The 14,328-nt window shown below is 44.5% G+C and carries 10 protein-coding genes; 1 reads left to right on the top strand and 9 read right to left on the bottom strand.

Going from position 1 to position 14,328, the window contains the following annotated elements; translation table 11 throughout:
• Nucleotides 1-9: 9 nt before the first annotated feature.
• From STRDD12_RS00215 to rfbD, 9 genes are all read right to left on the bottom strand, one after another.
• On the bottom strand, nt 10-1,797 hold the full coding sequence (locus STRDD12_RS00215; protein ID WP_197456637.1) for a hypothetical protein: 1,788 nt from the start codon (nt 1,795-1,797) through the stop codon (nt 10-12).
• Between the two features lie 3 nt (nt 1,798-1,800).
• Nucleotides 1,801-4,464, bottom strand: a complete 2,664-nt coding sequence (locus tag STRDD12_RS00210) for an LTA synthase family protein (protein ID WP_082753024.1) — start codon at nt 4,462-4,464, stop codon at nt 1,801-1,803.
• A 17-nt stretch (nt 4,465-4,481) separates the two neighbouring features.
• Nucleotides 4,482-6,263 (bottom strand): rhamnan synthesis F family protein, encoded by a 1,782-nt coding sequence (locus STRDD12_RS00205; protein ID WP_066913785.1) that lies wholly within the window; start codon nt 6,261-6,263, stop codon nt 4,482-4,484.
• The gene (locus STRDD12_RS00200) at nt 6,263-7,660 is read right to left on the bottom strand and encodes a glycosyltransferase (protein WP_066913782.1); all 1,398 of its coding nucleotides are present in this window, start codon (nt 7,658-7,660) and stop codon (nt 6,263-6,265) included. The genes STRDD12_RS00205 and STRDD12_RS00200 overlap by 1 nt, the downstream gene beginning before the upstream one ends.
• A 12-nt stretch (nt 7,661-7,672) precedes the next feature.
• Nucleotides 7,673-8,914, bottom strand: a complete 1,242-nt coding sequence (locus STRDD12_RS00195) for an ABC transporter ATP-binding protein (protein WP_066913779.1) — start codon at nt 8,912-8,914, stop codon at nt 7,673-7,675.
• A complete protein-coding gene (locus tag STRDD12_RS00190; protein WP_066913776.1) occupies nt 8,914-9,717 on the bottom strand; it encodes an ABC transporter permease in 804 nt (267 codons plus the stop codon). Before STRDD12_RS00190 ends, STRDD12_RS00195 begins: the two co-directional genes overlap by 1 nt.
• Before the next feature lie 2 nt (nt 9,718-9,719).
• On the bottom strand, nt 9,720-10,649 hold the full coding sequence (locus STRDD12_RS00185; RefSeq protein ID WP_066913773.1) for a glycosyltransferase family 2 protein: 930 nt from the start codon (nt 10,647-10,649) through the stop codon (nt 9,720-9,722).
• The gene (cps2T, locus tag STRDD12_RS00180) at nt 10,639-11,799 is read right to left on the bottom strand and encodes a beta 1-4 rhamnosyltransferase Cps2T (protein WP_066916148.1); all 1,161 of its coding nucleotides are present in this window, start codon (nt 11,797-11,799) and stop codon (nt 10,639-10,641) included. The genes STRDD12_RS00185 and cps2T overlap by 11 nt, the downstream gene beginning before the upstream one ends.
• Nucleotides 11,800-11,913: 114 nt before the next feature.
• Nucleotides 11,914-12,765 carry a dTDP-4-dehydrorhamnose reductase gene (gene rfbD / locus STRDD12_RS00175; RefSeq protein WP_066913770.1) on the bottom strand — a complete coding sequence of 284 codons (852 nt, stop codon included), beginning with the start codon at nt 12,763-12,765 and terminating at the stop codon, nt 11,914-11,916.
• A gap of 143 nt (nt 12,766-12,908) precedes the next feature.
• On the opposite strand from rfbD, the gene STRDD12_RS00170 reads away from it, so the two are divergent.
• Nucleotides 12,909-14,288, top strand: a complete 1,380-nt coding sequence (locus STRDD12_RS00170) for an aspartate kinase (RefSeq protein ID WP_066913767.1) — start codon at nt 12,909-12,911, stop codon at nt 14,286-14,288.
• Nucleotides 14,289-14,328: the final 40 nt, after the last annotated feature.

Genomic DNA, 14,328 nt, shown 5'->3' with positions numbered 1-14,328 from the left:
CTTCAAAAATTAAGCTTCTGTAGAAGCGACCGTTTTTGCTGTCGATTTCTTTGAACGATTTTTGAAGGTAAACAAAACACTATAAGTGATCAGGCCTAACCAAGCTAAAATCTCAAGGACAAATCCAGTTATCTGCGTAGCTGTCTTCTGATAAAAGACTTTCACATGACCGCTTGAGGTCACATCAATCACCCCACGGCCATCATAGAGAACCTTACTAGTTACTTTAGGTTTCTCCACCTCTTGATAAGCTTTTTCTTCTTCTGCAGTTAAAGGTTGCGATTTCTGACTGACTTGGCTACCGCTAGCGCCATTAGAGTAAGTGACGGCATATCCCTTATACCACATTTTCGGTAAAACAATCTCTGCCTGTGTCACTCCCTTAGGGAGCGTCACATCAAACTCTAAATTATTGTAAGTTTTATGAATGTTAGTCACCGCCACCGTTTGGCCATCATACTGGAACTGATTGAATTGACCGTTACGGGCATTTTCATGGTTGGTATCCAAATTAAAATACTCATCTCCAGATGTGTCAAAGGTGACTTCATTGTCGTAAGGGTTGGTGAAAACTTGGACAGCCTTGGCATTCATCCCCCGCATGACCTCAATATTGCTCGCAACGAGTCCGAAGGAATCTTTGTAGTTTGAAGCTGATGGTAAAAAACTCAAGGGGAAAACTAAGGCGAAATAAATCACTTGGATGCTAGCCAATACTAATACGACAAGCTTTTTCCCCGAGATAAAGAGGGCCATCATGACAAAAATAGGGAGGAAATAGGTCAAACGATGCGTGTACTGAAAGACTGCCAAGGAGGTGTGGCGCAAGATATCCCAAGGCAGGAGGCTTGAAGAGGCCAAGAGTAAAATTGTGGACACCAAAACCAGTTGTTTTGAAAGCTGATTAAGCTGTCTGAAAAGAAGAATCAGCGCCAGCAAAAAGACGAGGGCCAAGGGGAAGGTATAGGCCTGGATAATTTCCCAAAGATTCGACGAACTCATCACTGTCACTGTCGGGAAGGGAAAATCTCTAAGTTTCCAGTTAACAAAGAAAGTTTGAGAACGGCTTTGTTCCAAATACTGGAAGATGAAGCCAAGCGTCAAAAGGATAGAAATGACACCCGACAAGGCAAAGGAAATCATCTTTTGCAGGGTCCATTTTTTCAGATTGAGGAGAACAAACAGACCGCTGGCAATTGCCAATACTATGGTTGAAATGATGTGTGTCTGCACCAATAAAGCAATGACAACACCCAACAATACAGGATTTTTCTTATCGAGGTAGAGCACCTTATAGATGGCGTAAAAAAGGAGCGGAATAAATGGCACAACAGCCGTCATGCCAAACCCGTAATAAGGAATCAGGGTTGGGTAAACAAGTGAGAATAAAAGGGCACGATTTGTGCTGTTTGTGATTTTCTTAACTGACCAGTAGGCAGAAAAGCTTGATGACAGCGTCAATAAAAAGACGTAACTGGAAAAAGCAAGGGTCGCTACTTTAGTCCATAGAAATACGAAAGCTGGTAGGTAAAACTGCCAATTGCCGTAAAACATGGGCACACCATAACCAATGCCTCGGTTGTACATATCATTTAAGTTTGGCAACCAATCCCCATGAGAAATGGAATTGGCCAAACCAACGATACGAGCCAAGTGAAAGGGATAGTCATAAATCTGACTACTGGTATTGGCCACCACATAGTTTAAACCGGTGAACACCAGTGAGAATGCAGCTAAAACCAAGTAGGGCATATAGCCCTTACTTAGCCACTGATGTTTATGTTGTTTTCTTTTCATTTTCTACTCCACTTTAAAGAAATTGCTATCTTGAGTCAGGTAATTGTCACCAGTGGTCAAGTCATACTCGACCAACTTCAGATCTTCGCTAATGTCCTTTTGACTGGCATCCAACTCTCCCTTGTCCACACTGGCATTATTAAGCACATCCGTTAGAAGTGCATAATAGGGAGAAACCTTGGATTGCGTCACTGCTAAAAGTTCTGCAGGGAAATCGCTAGAATTCACATAAGGGTAGTCCAACTTAGGCGTCTCGTAGTTGCTCCAGATGAAATAGTCCGTCTGATATTGACTTCCCGGATTACTTGAAAAGACTGAAGTTGGGTAATACCCTGGCAAGTGGTCACCATAAAAGACAACCGTGATTTTTTTATCAATTTGGGACAATTGACTCAACCAGGTCTGCGTTTCTTGGTCGGTCTGGTTAATCAACTTCGTATAGGTGTCCAGTACCTTGTTGAGCCCCGGATCCAAATTGGCATCTGACGCACTAATATCACTGTCACCAGTATATGTCCACGGCGTGTGATTCTGATAAGTAATGACTGAGAAAAATTGATTTTGGTTCGTATTGATATTGTCAAGAACGGCATCATAAGTTGCCGCATCCCTTGGGAAAGTACCGCCCGGCAGGGCATCCGTATCCTTATAGGTTTTTGTCCCATTTTCCCTAGCGATAAATGTATCAAAACCAAGTTTTTTATAGAATTCTGACCGTGAATAAGTGGATCCATCTCCCAAGTGAATCGCAATCTTATTCTTGTTCTCAAATAAATTACTAATACTTGGCACATAGGACATGCGTAGCCCCACCTGCGTCATCGCCGAGCTAATTGAAGAAGAGAGGTTATACAGAGGTAAGCCCGTCAAGGATTGGAATTCCATATTGGCTGTCCCACCACCATAGCCATCAGATTTCATAAGGCCACCGGTACTCGTTTCTTTGACAGAATTGATAAATGGCAAGGGCTGGCTACTTAGTGTGACGCCAGCGATACGGTCTGGGTTAGCCAGACTCTCACTTAGCACAAAAATGACCGTCTGATCATTGATGTTTTGTGTGCGGCTAGCATTAATCTCAGCAGCCCGTTTTTGGTACTTTTTAGCCAAGGCTTCCATCCGCGCTTTCGAATAATTGGCTGGCTTTTGCATGGTGGGTGAAGACAGTTCCACTGACCAGACATAGAGCAAAGACTTATAGCTGGCAGTGCTTGCCTGACCCATCCAATCCAGATTATTCCAGTTGTTTAACTGAGAAAGCACAGGAATTCCATAAGGAATAATATTTCCCTTTCGCTGAGCCAGGGTATTTAGACTGGTTCCAAAGATGGCTATTACCCCTACTGCTGTGAGGACACGCGTCAGCATGTTATTGGTTACCCGGTCTTTAAAGAGATGTTTTTTTAGAAAACGATAAAATGCCAGCACCGCAATCAAGCCAAGCACATTATAGAGTACGATGGAAATATTAATATAACCGAGGAGTTGGTTAATTTCCTTAACCCAAGAAAAATCAGATAAGAGTAAGGGCTCATTGCGCATACTAACTTTTATGGCATTGATGGTTGAAATCGCCGCACCCAAAACAATCAGAAACAGGGTCACTTCCAAATAGCGATTAAAGATCATGTAACATAAAAGTGCGATAAGTGATAAGGCTAAAATTTGATAGAGCGTTGCAGCAGGAAAAACATAGCGGTTAACAATGGCCCCGCTTTTACGAACCCCCATCTGGATGGTGTAGTTAAAGAAGGTGCCTAATACCAGACTGGTACAGACCACCGACGCATAGGACGTCTGATTACGTCGAAAGGCGTGAATTCCTCGTAAAAAGAGATTTGCTAACCCAGAAAATATGAGAAGAACCAGCAAGAGCAGGCCTAGACTTTCAAAGAAATAGGCAGCAAAGTCATAGCTGTCAATTTCAATAGACAGACCTGTCACCAAGCTATCTTTAACCAAGGAAACCAAGCGATCATCTACAGCCATGGCCCCGCCAAGGAGGATGGAAAGCAGATAACGTTGAAAAAGAGGCATGGCATAGGATGGTCGCAGCCTATGCACATATCTTTTTCGTAGGGCAAAATAGGCAATCCCTAAGCCAATCGCAAGCAAAAGGGACAAAAGATAATCCCATTGGAAAAAATGATTGCCAATTAGGTCCCAGCCTTTAAAGTCTTGGTTATTTATGTTGCGTGAATAATAAATAAAATAAGACGCGACGAGAAAGATACCGTAACCAGAAAATAGGCGAATAAAGAACCTTTTCTGAATGTTCCGCGAGATAAAATACCCAATCCCCGCTAAAGAAATCAGATAAGGAAAAAGAAGGAACTGCTTCAATTGCCGAAAGCCAACTGTCAAATCATAGTCAGACTTCACCAGCATCTTCTGATTAAAAATATAAAGAACAATAAACAAAACAAAAATGATGACAAGCACCATTTGTAGAACTGTTGCAGGCGTTAATTGACGCCAAAAAGACAACAGGTTCTCCTTGCTATTAAGGATTTCCTGTTGTTGGTCTTTAAGCCATGTTTTTAGTGAGAAATGCTCGATTTTTCGCTTTATCCGCGGAAAAAAGGTCTGTATTGACCGCCGAGTCCGCTGCATTTTTTTCGCACTTCTCCCTTTAACTGCTTCGTAAAATTGCGTAAACCGATTCATAATAAGTTTCCTAATGATTAGTTAAAAGGCATCACCTTATGGTAGATTCTGAGCGCAGGGGCCAAAACACGTTTTGTAACATATTTAAGGATGCCAAAGTTAGCATGGAAGAAGAACTTGACCGATCCTTTCAAGCCACCAAATTGCGTGAATTCAATAGGTGCCCAAGGGTAAAAAGTATTACTTGGCTTGGTATTGAGCAAATTAACGTCAATATAAGGCGCTAAGCGTTTTGGATGGGGAGCGATGATAAAGTCATAGTCTTGACCCCAAGCGATGTAAACCATCATCCGCTCAATGGCATGCAAAATAGACCCCTGAGGCAATGGCTCTGCTGGAACCTGCTCCTCTGTCAAATCCAGGTCAAACAGGGGCTTCAAGGCATCGTACTTAAACCAAATGAAGGTTCCATAGGACATGACATAGGTCGAATAGGCTTTAAAATCAATAACCTTGGTCATTCCCATCTCTTTCCACATCTTGGTCATCATCGGTTCAATCATCGCCTCATGTGCAGGGTCCAACTTGACAAAACGGAAATAAGTTGGAATGTCCGCAATAACGAGACCCAAATCCGGTGATTTCTCTAATTGCGCCAAAAGGCTACCCGCCGGTCGAACGAGCATGTCTACAAGGTCATTGCGCCAAGATTCGCCCGCCCAGAAATCCGCTTCTTTTGACTTCTTCGTGTGAAAATGCCCGACATAATCATACTGGGACAGTTCCTTTTTCAGTTTCAACATCGGCAGGACATCTCGGCCAACATTACCGGTCACATGGATAGCGGCCTGGGCATTGTAAAGATTAAGAACTTCCTCAATCGTTGGCACCTTCTTTTTACTATCGGTAGTGATGTAAAGGTCATAGGCAAAGTCGTAGGTCGCAAAAATTTCCAAAAAACTAGCCAAGAGGTCTGTATAAAAGACATGCAGATGAATGGCCACCTTAGCTTTAGGGCTTGGTGAGGCAGGCGCCATTTGGGCATATTTATAAGCTAGGAGGTAGTTTTCCGTGTTGGGAAAGACCTTAGACATATGCCGCAAAATCAGCTCTGTTGGGTAATCGGAATTCTTTTGAATGAAATCAAGAACCGCAACCGTATACTCAGGTATCGCATTTAGCGGTTTGACCTTGATAAAAGGAACCCCGTGTTGCAAAATCGCTGACGTATTGTAGAAAGAAAAGTCCGGATGTGGCATGTGGTCAGTCGGCTCATCAACCGTATCAAATACTGCCCTGTAGCGGAAGCCTTCCTCTTCAAAAGTCGTCGTCACCTGTGTTTCGTAATGGTCAATCACATCCTGAACATCGTCAAAGTCCTGAACGTTCAGCCAAAAATGAGGAAAGGCTGGTGACAAAACCACTTCCTTTTTAAAGGAAATGAAGTAAGACTGCAAATGCTCCTTCATTTTTCCTTGAGCCCGATGGTTGGTCAAGCCCCAAAAATCAACGGTATTATCTTCCTCGAACTTTTGGTAAATAGGCAACATGTCCCAGAGAGGTCCAAAACAAGTGTCATTCATAATGGTGAGGGAATCAAAGTTTTTTAGCTGTTCCCAGCCCACCGCATCCATACCGTCACGCCAAGCACCAAAATCAAAACCAGAGTTTTTACGCTGAACCACTTCATCAATCAAGCGTCTTTCTCGTAACGTATTGATGGCAGCTTCATCCAGCTGGCTATTTGAGATGAAAACAATGCGTGAAAAAAGCGGATTCATCTGCTCCAGCTGGTAGAGGACATGGTCACTCAAGCTATTGTATCGGTTAAAGTGAACGTAAAGTAATAAACGCTTCATTAGTGTCTCCTAAGAACATCAATAATTTTACTTGGGTAGCGCCAACGGCGAGAATGAGTAACGGCATTGTACTGACGCACCATTTCTTCCAATTGGGCTTGGAGTTGCTTGTTTTGGGTCTGGTAGCGAACCAACTGCTCTTCTTGTCTAGCAAGCTTTTCTTCTTTTTCTTGGAGGTCTAGACCCAAGAGATTAGCAATATAATCTGGTTTAGACATATCGTCTACATTGAACATCTCATAAGATAGGGTCAACTCACGGCCTTGGTACTTTCCAATATCATATACGAGTTGCGGATCTGCATCAGGGAAGATATAGCCATTTCCCAGGCGGATGCCTGAAGTGTAGCCTGCAATAATATCGGTATTAAAGTGTCGATCAACCAAGGAAACACCTTTATAACAACTAGGTATTTCAGATAAATCTACTCGAACATGGGTCACATTATCGGGCACCTCAAAGCTAATCTTATCTTTCTTTTGCAAGGGAAAACGAAGGGCGCTATCCTCATCGAAGCCTTGCCCTTCCTTCGCAAAATAGATGGTGACCTCTTGTGCCCAAATCTGGGAAACAGGCCCAACTGACAAACGGCTGAGGGTTAATTCGAAAGTATTGCTTCGATCTAAGAGGAGCTCTAGCATGGCAGTTTTATCACTTTGAGGATACTTGTCTAGATAGCTTTTTTGAGTTTCCAACAAACGGTAAAAGCGTTCTTCCACTTTTTTCATATCCCTTGGGCGCGAATCTGATCCCGAATTCACCCGGTAAGCCACCATTGTCTCAGCTAGGAAATATTTCTGTGTTTTTTGAAAAAGATCTAACTGTAAGTCAAATGTGTCATCTGCCGTCGTTTCATCCATCTCATCATTGACCGCTAACATGAGTTGACGCTCTATTAGCCAGGTCGAAGGGGCCGTAAAACCACGCGTTGCCAACATTTCCTCAAAGGATGAAATCACGGGCATATGCCCATCCTGAAAAACCCTTTCAACCTGAACTTGGCCATCCTCATCCACTAGACTAATATCCGTAGTCACCCACTGACAGTCAGGATGGTCTTGGATAACTTGAACCTGTTTAGCAAGTTTGTCAGAAGCTAACCAAAAATCATCCCCATCACAGCGGGCAATATAGTCACCCCGCGCTTCCAAGCAGATTTTTTTCCAGGTTTTAGCAATGCCTAGATTTTGCTCATTATAAAAAAGGCGAACCTCTTTTTGACTCTGACTAGCAAAAGTCTCCATAATTTCCCGACTCTTGTCTGTCGATGCATCATCAATCAGAAGAATTTCAACTGGAAAAGGTGTTTCTTGAGCTTCAAAACTCGCCAAAGCTTCTTCCAAAAACTTCGCTTTGTTATACACGGTACAAATAATGGATACAAGTGGTTTATCCATAAGTCACCTCGACTAATTTTCCTTGATTTCCCAGCTTCCATTCCGGTGGATTAGCCCAGCGGCTGAGTCCACTGCTGAAAAATCAGACGAGTCAATATCATCACGATTGACCATAATGAGTGGCGCGTTAACCTCACTGGCATAGGCCAACATTTCCCGTGACGCTCCTAGTACCGTCACTTGCAGTTTCAATTTGAGGTTGTTTATCGCTGCTAGACTACAACGGTAAGTCAGCTCTTTATGCCCTTTCGTTAACGTAGGCGTGTCGTAGGAATTATCGTTATAAATCCAGATGTTTCGGTCGATATCTGTCATCGAAAAGACGGCATGCGTGTGCGTGTCCTCCAAAACATCATAAGATACACGAAAGACGACTTCATCATTTTGATGCATCATCGCATCTGACAAGAGCTCAACCGTTAGATTATCCACCAATAGTTTTTCGTCACTCTTGTCTGCAACCTCGGCTTCTTCTTCTGCAGTTTCCTCGGCATTTACCTTAGCTGCTGGTTGACTCGCATTATCAAAACTATACTGGTTAGCCACATCGTCTGGATTTCCCAGAGCCTTGACCAAGCCATTTTCAATCAGGACTGCTTTGTTACAATATTTCTTAACTGCGCCCATGTCGTGAGTGACCAAGATGGTGGTCTTACCAGACTTCATCCGTTCTTGGAAGTAATCATTACACTTGCGCTGGAACGCCTCGTCACCAACGGCCAGGACTTCATCCAGGATGAGGATGTCCCCCTCAGCCTTAATAGCAACGGAAAAGGCCAGACGGACTTGCATCCCGCTGGAATAGTTTTTGAGCTTTTGATTCATGAAATCTTCCAGCTCCGCAAAGTGGACAATGTCATCATACATGGCGTCGACTTCTTCACTCGAAAAGCCAAGCATAGCGCCGTTAAGATAAACGTTTTCACGACCGGTCAACTCTGGGTTGAAACCAACGCCCAACTCGATAAAGGAAACCAGTTTGCCATCAATGGTAACCTGTCCCTTTTCAGGAACATAAATCTGAGAAATAATTTTTAGAAGGGTTGACTTGCCTGAACCGTTACGTCCCACAATCCCAAAAAAGTCACCTTTTTCGACGTCAAAATCGATGTCCCGAAGCACATGCTGTTCTGTATAACCCTTGATGCCTCGAAAACGGTTAACCAAGGTCGTCCGCAAACTTTGAGAGGCTTCCGTCGGCAAACGAAAAGACTTACTGACATGTGAAACCTTTACTGCAATATTGTCTGTCATTAGAGAATCTCCGCAAAATACTTGGCGTTACGGTTGAAATACCAGTAACCGATTGCAAAGACGACAACTGGTATCACGTAAGGGAAGGCAACCAACAAGGGGTTGTGAACGATTTGCCAAACAGGAATGTTGTTGTGGTCGATGAGGACATAACGCATATCCTGTATGATTTGCGCCAATGGGTTCATCATCACTGCTTTGGCCGCCAACATAGAGGAGTTGGAAATCAAAGTCAGCGGGTAGATGATAGGCGTGGCATACATACCTGCCTGCATGACAACCTCCCAAATGGGAGCAATGTCACGGTAACGGACAAAGAAGGCTGACAACAAGAGCGCAATTCCGTAAGACAAGAGAGCCAGTTCTAGGGTCAGAGGGAACATCCACAAGGCCTGCCAAGTCAGCTGAACGCCGTTAAAAAGGGCAAAGACTAGAACAACCAACACATTGATGCTAAAGTTAATCAAAGCACCAATCACCGCTGAAAAGACGACTGTCTGTTTTGAAAAATTTAGTTTTCGCAAGAGGTCTCCGCGATTAACAATGGCCATCATTCCCATGTTTGTCGCTTCGCTAAAGAAGGTCCATGCTACCATCCCCAAAAGTAGGGCAACCGCAAAGTGAGGCATATCGGCTCCAAAACGTAAAAAACGAATGAAGACCACATACATAATAGCAAAGAGCATGATAGGCTTGAGAATTGACCAAAGGTAGCCAATGGCCGACCCTTGATAACGCAATTTAAAGTCAGTTTTGACCAACTCTCGCAGAAGAATTTGATTCTCTCGGCTAAAGAATTTCATATTTAACTCCTATATCCAAACTTTGTCACGACCAAGGTCCAAAAAACGAGGGTGTGAAAAGCGCGATTTTTCCGAAATCCAAAGTGTTTGAGGCGCTTGTAACGCGCAAGTAAGCTCCCGTCTAGGAGCGTGAGATAAGCTTGCACCAATTCGTACTTATCTTCAGGCAAAGGCAAATCCAGCAAAGGCTCTGCCTGTTTTTGACTGTTTGTGATCAGGGCCCAATACTTTTGGACAAGGCGATGAGGCCGAATCCAATGCTGTATCCGTTTGGTCAGGGTCCTTGCCCCTAGGACATTGGCATCGTGCTGGCGATAGAGTTCAGTCGGCTGATCCAAATAAATCAGATGCCCTAGGCTACTGGCCAGGAGGGCCAGGTACCAGTCATGCATGAGAATACCTTCGGTTTGCTTCCAGTATCGGGCCAAGCTATTGCTGATCATCATGGTACCACCAGTGACGGTGTTCTCTGTCAACTCTTGAATCAGCTGCGTGTTAGGATGGCCAGATTGGCTACGAATCATGCTCTCAGAGAGCACCTCCAAGTCCTGATTAACTACCTTGAGGTCTGTGTAAACCAAGAGGGGGTGATCTAGCGCATAACCTTGCGCTGCTTCTAGACAGAGAGCTACTTTCTCTGGCACCCAGATATCGTCTTGGTCGCTAAAGAAATAATAATCTGCCTCTTCATATGTCATGAGACGGTGGAAACTCTTGATAACTCCAAGATTCTCCTGGCTATCGTCATCGATCAGGCGAATGCGCGAATCTTTTTTGGCCAGCTGTTGGACCAGTGCCCGTGTCTGGTCGCTAGAACCGTCATCTCGCACTAAAAGGGTCCAGTCACTAAACGTCTGGGCTTGGATAGATGCAATCTGCTCCTCGATGAAGCGCTCCCCATTGTAGGCGGCCAAAAGTATGTTAACCTTCATGGGCAATCAACTCCTCATAGTCCTGAACAATTTTATCCCAGCTATACTGGTCCTGCATGTGTGCCTTAGCCGATTGGCCAAGCTCTTTAAAATCAGTCTCCTTGTCAACCTGATCGATGAGTCTGCTCAAGTCACCCGCCGTCTTGGTCCAGTATCGTGCGGTGTCTAGAGCCACTTCCTGATTAAAGGACACTTTTAAGATCAGATTGAGGTCTGTGCTAGCCAAGGCTTCTAACAAGCCAGGATTTGTCCCTCCGACCTCATGTCCATGCAAGTAGGCAAAGGCCTGCTGACGAATGTAGGTCAATAGCTCACGGTCATAAACGGTTCCCACAAAACGCACGCGCGGGTCTCTATCAAAGCCTGTTCGTTCACGCAAGAGTTCGTAAAAGGCTTGGCCTGGCTCAGCCTGGTTACAGATGATGACCAAAGCCCGTTGGCTACGAGAGGCCATGAATTCACGGATAATAGTTTCATAATTGTTTTCCGGTACGAAACGACTGACCATGAGATAGTAGTCTTTTTCCTTGGTCTGTGCCTTTTGATAAAAGTCTCGCACGCGCTCATCGTCCTCACTCAACTGTGGGAAGTTAGCTTCTGTACCATAAGCAATAAAACAGGTCTTGCTAGCTGGGTATTGTTCTTGGATATACCGCTCAATTCCCTTATTATCGGAGATAACTAGGTCACAGCTTTTGGCCATGCCTTTTTCAGCATATTTAAGGTATGCCCGTACAGGCTTGGACCACTTGGTCCGTCGCCATTCCAGACCGTCAGGATTAACCCAGAGTTGACCACCTAGCTTACGGATTTTTTTGGCAAATGGACCAATAAACCCACCAATGGTATTGCCTAAGATGTAAAAAATCGGCGCCTCAATCCCTTCAGCCTGTACATAGGCAAAGGCCTGTTTCAAGGCCAGCATATCATAGGCGATGACGCTGGCAGGGCCTAATTTGGGGACATAAACAGGGAAACAACGCGCTCCCTTATAGTCAAAGGCTTGGGCCCCCTTGTCACGGCTCAAACAGGCCACGTGGTAACGGATGTTGGTGTTTTTTTGATGAGACACCAAGGCTTCTACAAATGTTTCAAAGCCACCGTACTGGGCTGGCAAGCCACGACTGCCAATAATAAATACATGACGCACACCAACACCTCCCTTTCTTGGCATAATATCCATCCTATTATACCACCATTACAAATAAATGGCAAAAAGCTTCTGTCATGTAAAAGAACCCGGCACAGCCAGGTTCTTTCTTACTTATTTCACGTCTTGTTTGTAAAATTCTTTAAGGGCTTCTTGCCAAGTTGGGATGACAAAACCTGTTGCCTTAGCTTTTTTCAAACTCATGGTAGAGTTTAGCGGGCGTTTGGCCTTAGCTGGAAATTGACTAGAGTCCACTGGTTTGACCTCAACATCGGTATCCTTAAGGATTTCCACAGCAAAATCGTACCAAGTCGTGTCTTCACTTGCATCATTAGACAGGTGGTAATAACCAAAGTCTTTTTGATTTTCTGCCAAATAAGTCATGAACTCAGCAAGAGTCCGTGTCCAGGTTGGACGGCCATGCTGGTCATCAACCACTGTCAGGGTTTTATGCGTTTTGGCAAGATTTTGCATGGTAAAGACGAAATTCTTCCCATAATTTCCAAAAACCCAAGCCGTACGGATGATATAGAAGTTCTTGGCATATTTTTCCACCAATTCTTCCCCCATGCGTTTGGTCCGTCCGTATTCTGTTTGAGGGTCTGGTTGATCGTCAACTTCCCATTCTTGGCCGACAGGTTTTTCCCCATCAAAGACGTAGTCAGTAGAGATATAAACCAAGGTCGCATCGTACTTAGCCGCTGCCTTTGCAATGTTTTCTGTCCCTGTGACGTTAATGGCAAAGTCTAGTTCCTTGCCTTCGTCTTCGGCAGCATCAACAGCTGTGTAGGCCGCACAATGGTAAACCAAAGTTGGCTTGACTTCAGCAAAGACTTGCTCTACCTTTTCGGCATCTGTAATGTCCATCTCTGCGACATCCACCGCAACATAGTCTTCATTGCGCTCATCCAATAGGTAACGTAATTCTGTTCCTAGTTGCCCCTTGGCACCCGTAATTAAAATCATAACTCGACTCCTTTATGTGATTTCTCCCCCATTTTACCTTATTCTGGCCAGATGGGAAAGGAAAAAGAGAATTTTTGAAAAAGGCTGGTGAAATTGTCAGAAAATTGCTATAATGGGAAGCACTATATAACTAGGAGTTAGGCATGAAACGTAGCGTAGAAAATGCAAGAAAAGTAGTCAAATTCGGTGGGAGTTCGTTAGCCTCAGCGACGCAATTGGAGAAGGTCCTCGATATTGTTCGTGCAGATGATGCCAGACGATTCGTGGTTGTTTCAGCACCCGGCAAGCGTAACGACAAAGACACAAAGGTCACTGATGCCCTGATTCGATACTACCGCGACTATACCAATGGCCAATCTGTCGACAGTGACCAAGATTGGATTATCAACCGTTACAAATCTATGGTGGATGAATTGGGCTTAGACCATGCTGTGTTAGATCGCATCTCAGCTAGTATCATGCAGTTGGCAACCCTCCCTATCGAAGGCAACCGCTTCTTGTATGACACCTTTTTAGCAGCTGGTGAAGATAATAACGCTAAGCTCGTAGCAGCCTTCTTTAGAAAATGCGGGATTTCTGCTCGCTACGTCCACCCCAAGGAAGCTGGTATCATCGTCAGCAGTGAGCCTGGCAATGCGCGGCTCTTGCCTTCATCCTATGACCGACTCGAAGCCCTCCAAGACACTGAAGATGTGCTGATTATTCCTGGATTCTTTGGGGTGACTGTCGATGGTGACATCTGTACCTTTTCTAGAGGGGGCTCTGACATCACAGGTTCTATCGTCGCTGCAGGGGTCAAGGCTGACCTCTATGAAAACTTTACCGATGTTGACGGGATTTTTTCAGCCCACCCAGGTGTCATTCACAACCCTCGTCCCATCAAGGAACTCACCTATCGTGAAATGCGGGAGTTGGCCTATTCAGGCTTTTCTGTCCTACATGATGAGGCCCTTATCCCTGCCTATCGCGGACGGATTCCCTTGGTCATCAAAAACACCAACAACCCTAGCCATCCAGGGACAACTATCACTCTAGAGCACCATGGGGATGCCCTACCAGTTGTCGGGATTGCCGCGGATGATAAATTTGTCAGCATCAATATGTCCAAATACCTAATGAACCGAGAAGTTGGATTTGGGCGCAAGGTCCTACAAATTCTAGAAGACCTCAACATTCGCTTTGAACATATGCCAACAGGCATTGATGACATGTCAATCATTCTCCGTGAACGTGAGTTAACGCCAATCAAAGAACAAGAAATCATTTCTCAACTGGTTCGCAAACTCGAGGTTGATGAGGTCGATATCGAGCACGATCTCTCTATTATCACCTTAGTCGGCGAAAATATGAATAACCATGTTGGCGTGACAGCGACCGCTACGAAGGCCCTCTCTGAAAATGGCATCAATATCGAGATGCTCTCACAAGGGTCTAGCGAACTCTCTATCATGTTCTTTGTCAAAGCCGACCAAGTTCGGGCTTCTCTCAAAGCCCTCTACAATGCCTTTTTTGGCCAAGACTAACACATCATCACAAAGCCCAACAAAAGGCATCTCGAGTTAT

Origin of the sequence: Streptococcus sp. DD12 (assembly GCF_001578885.1) — a bacterium.
In the GTDB taxonomy this organism is placed as follows: Bacteria; Bacillota; Bacilli; order Lactobacillales; family Streptococcaceae; genus Streptococcus.
This window is presented reverse-complemented; position numbering and strand designations above follow the sequence as displayed.

What these genes read in the sequence shown, in the direction of transcription:
- STRDD12_RS00215 (WP_197456637.1), bottom strand. Translation starts at nt 1,797, where the DNA reads ATGAAAAGAAAACAACATAAACATCAGTGGCTAAGTAAGGGCTATATG.
- STRDD12_RS00210 (WP_082753024.1), bottom strand. Translation starts at nt 4,464, where the DNA reads ATGAATCGGTTTACGCAATTTTACGAAGCAGTTAAAGGGAGAAGTGCG.
- STRDD12_RS00205 (WP_066913785.1), bottom strand. Translation starts at nt 6,263, where the DNA reads ATGAAGCGTTTATTACTTTACGTTCACTTTAACCGATACAATAGCTTG.
- STRDD12_RS00200 (WP_066913782.1), bottom strand. Translation starts at nt 7,660, where the DNA reads ATGGATAAACCACTTGTATCCATTATTTGTACCGTGTATAACAAAGCG.
- STRDD12_RS00195 (WP_066913779.1), bottom strand. Translation starts at nt 8,914, where the DNA reads ATGACAGACAATATTGCAGTAAAGGTTTCACATGTCAGTAAGTCTTTT.
- STRDD12_RS00190 (WP_066913776.1), bottom strand. Translation starts at nt 9,717, where the DNA reads ATGAAATTCTTTAGCCGAGAGAATCAAATTCTTCTGCGAGAGTTGGTC.
- STRDD12_RS00185 (WP_066913773.1), bottom strand. Translation starts at nt 10,649, where the DNA reads ATGAAGGTTAACATACTTTTGGCCGCCTACAATGGGGAGCGCTTCATC.
- rfbD (WP_066913770.1), bottom strand. Translation starts at nt 12,765, where the DNA reads ATGATTTTAATTACGGGTGCCAAGGGGCAACTAGGAACAGAATTACGT.
- STRDD12_RS00170 (WP_066913767.1), top strand. Translation starts at nt 12,909, where the DNA reads ATGAAACGTAGCGTAGAAAATGCAAGAAAAGTAGTCAAATTCGGTGGG.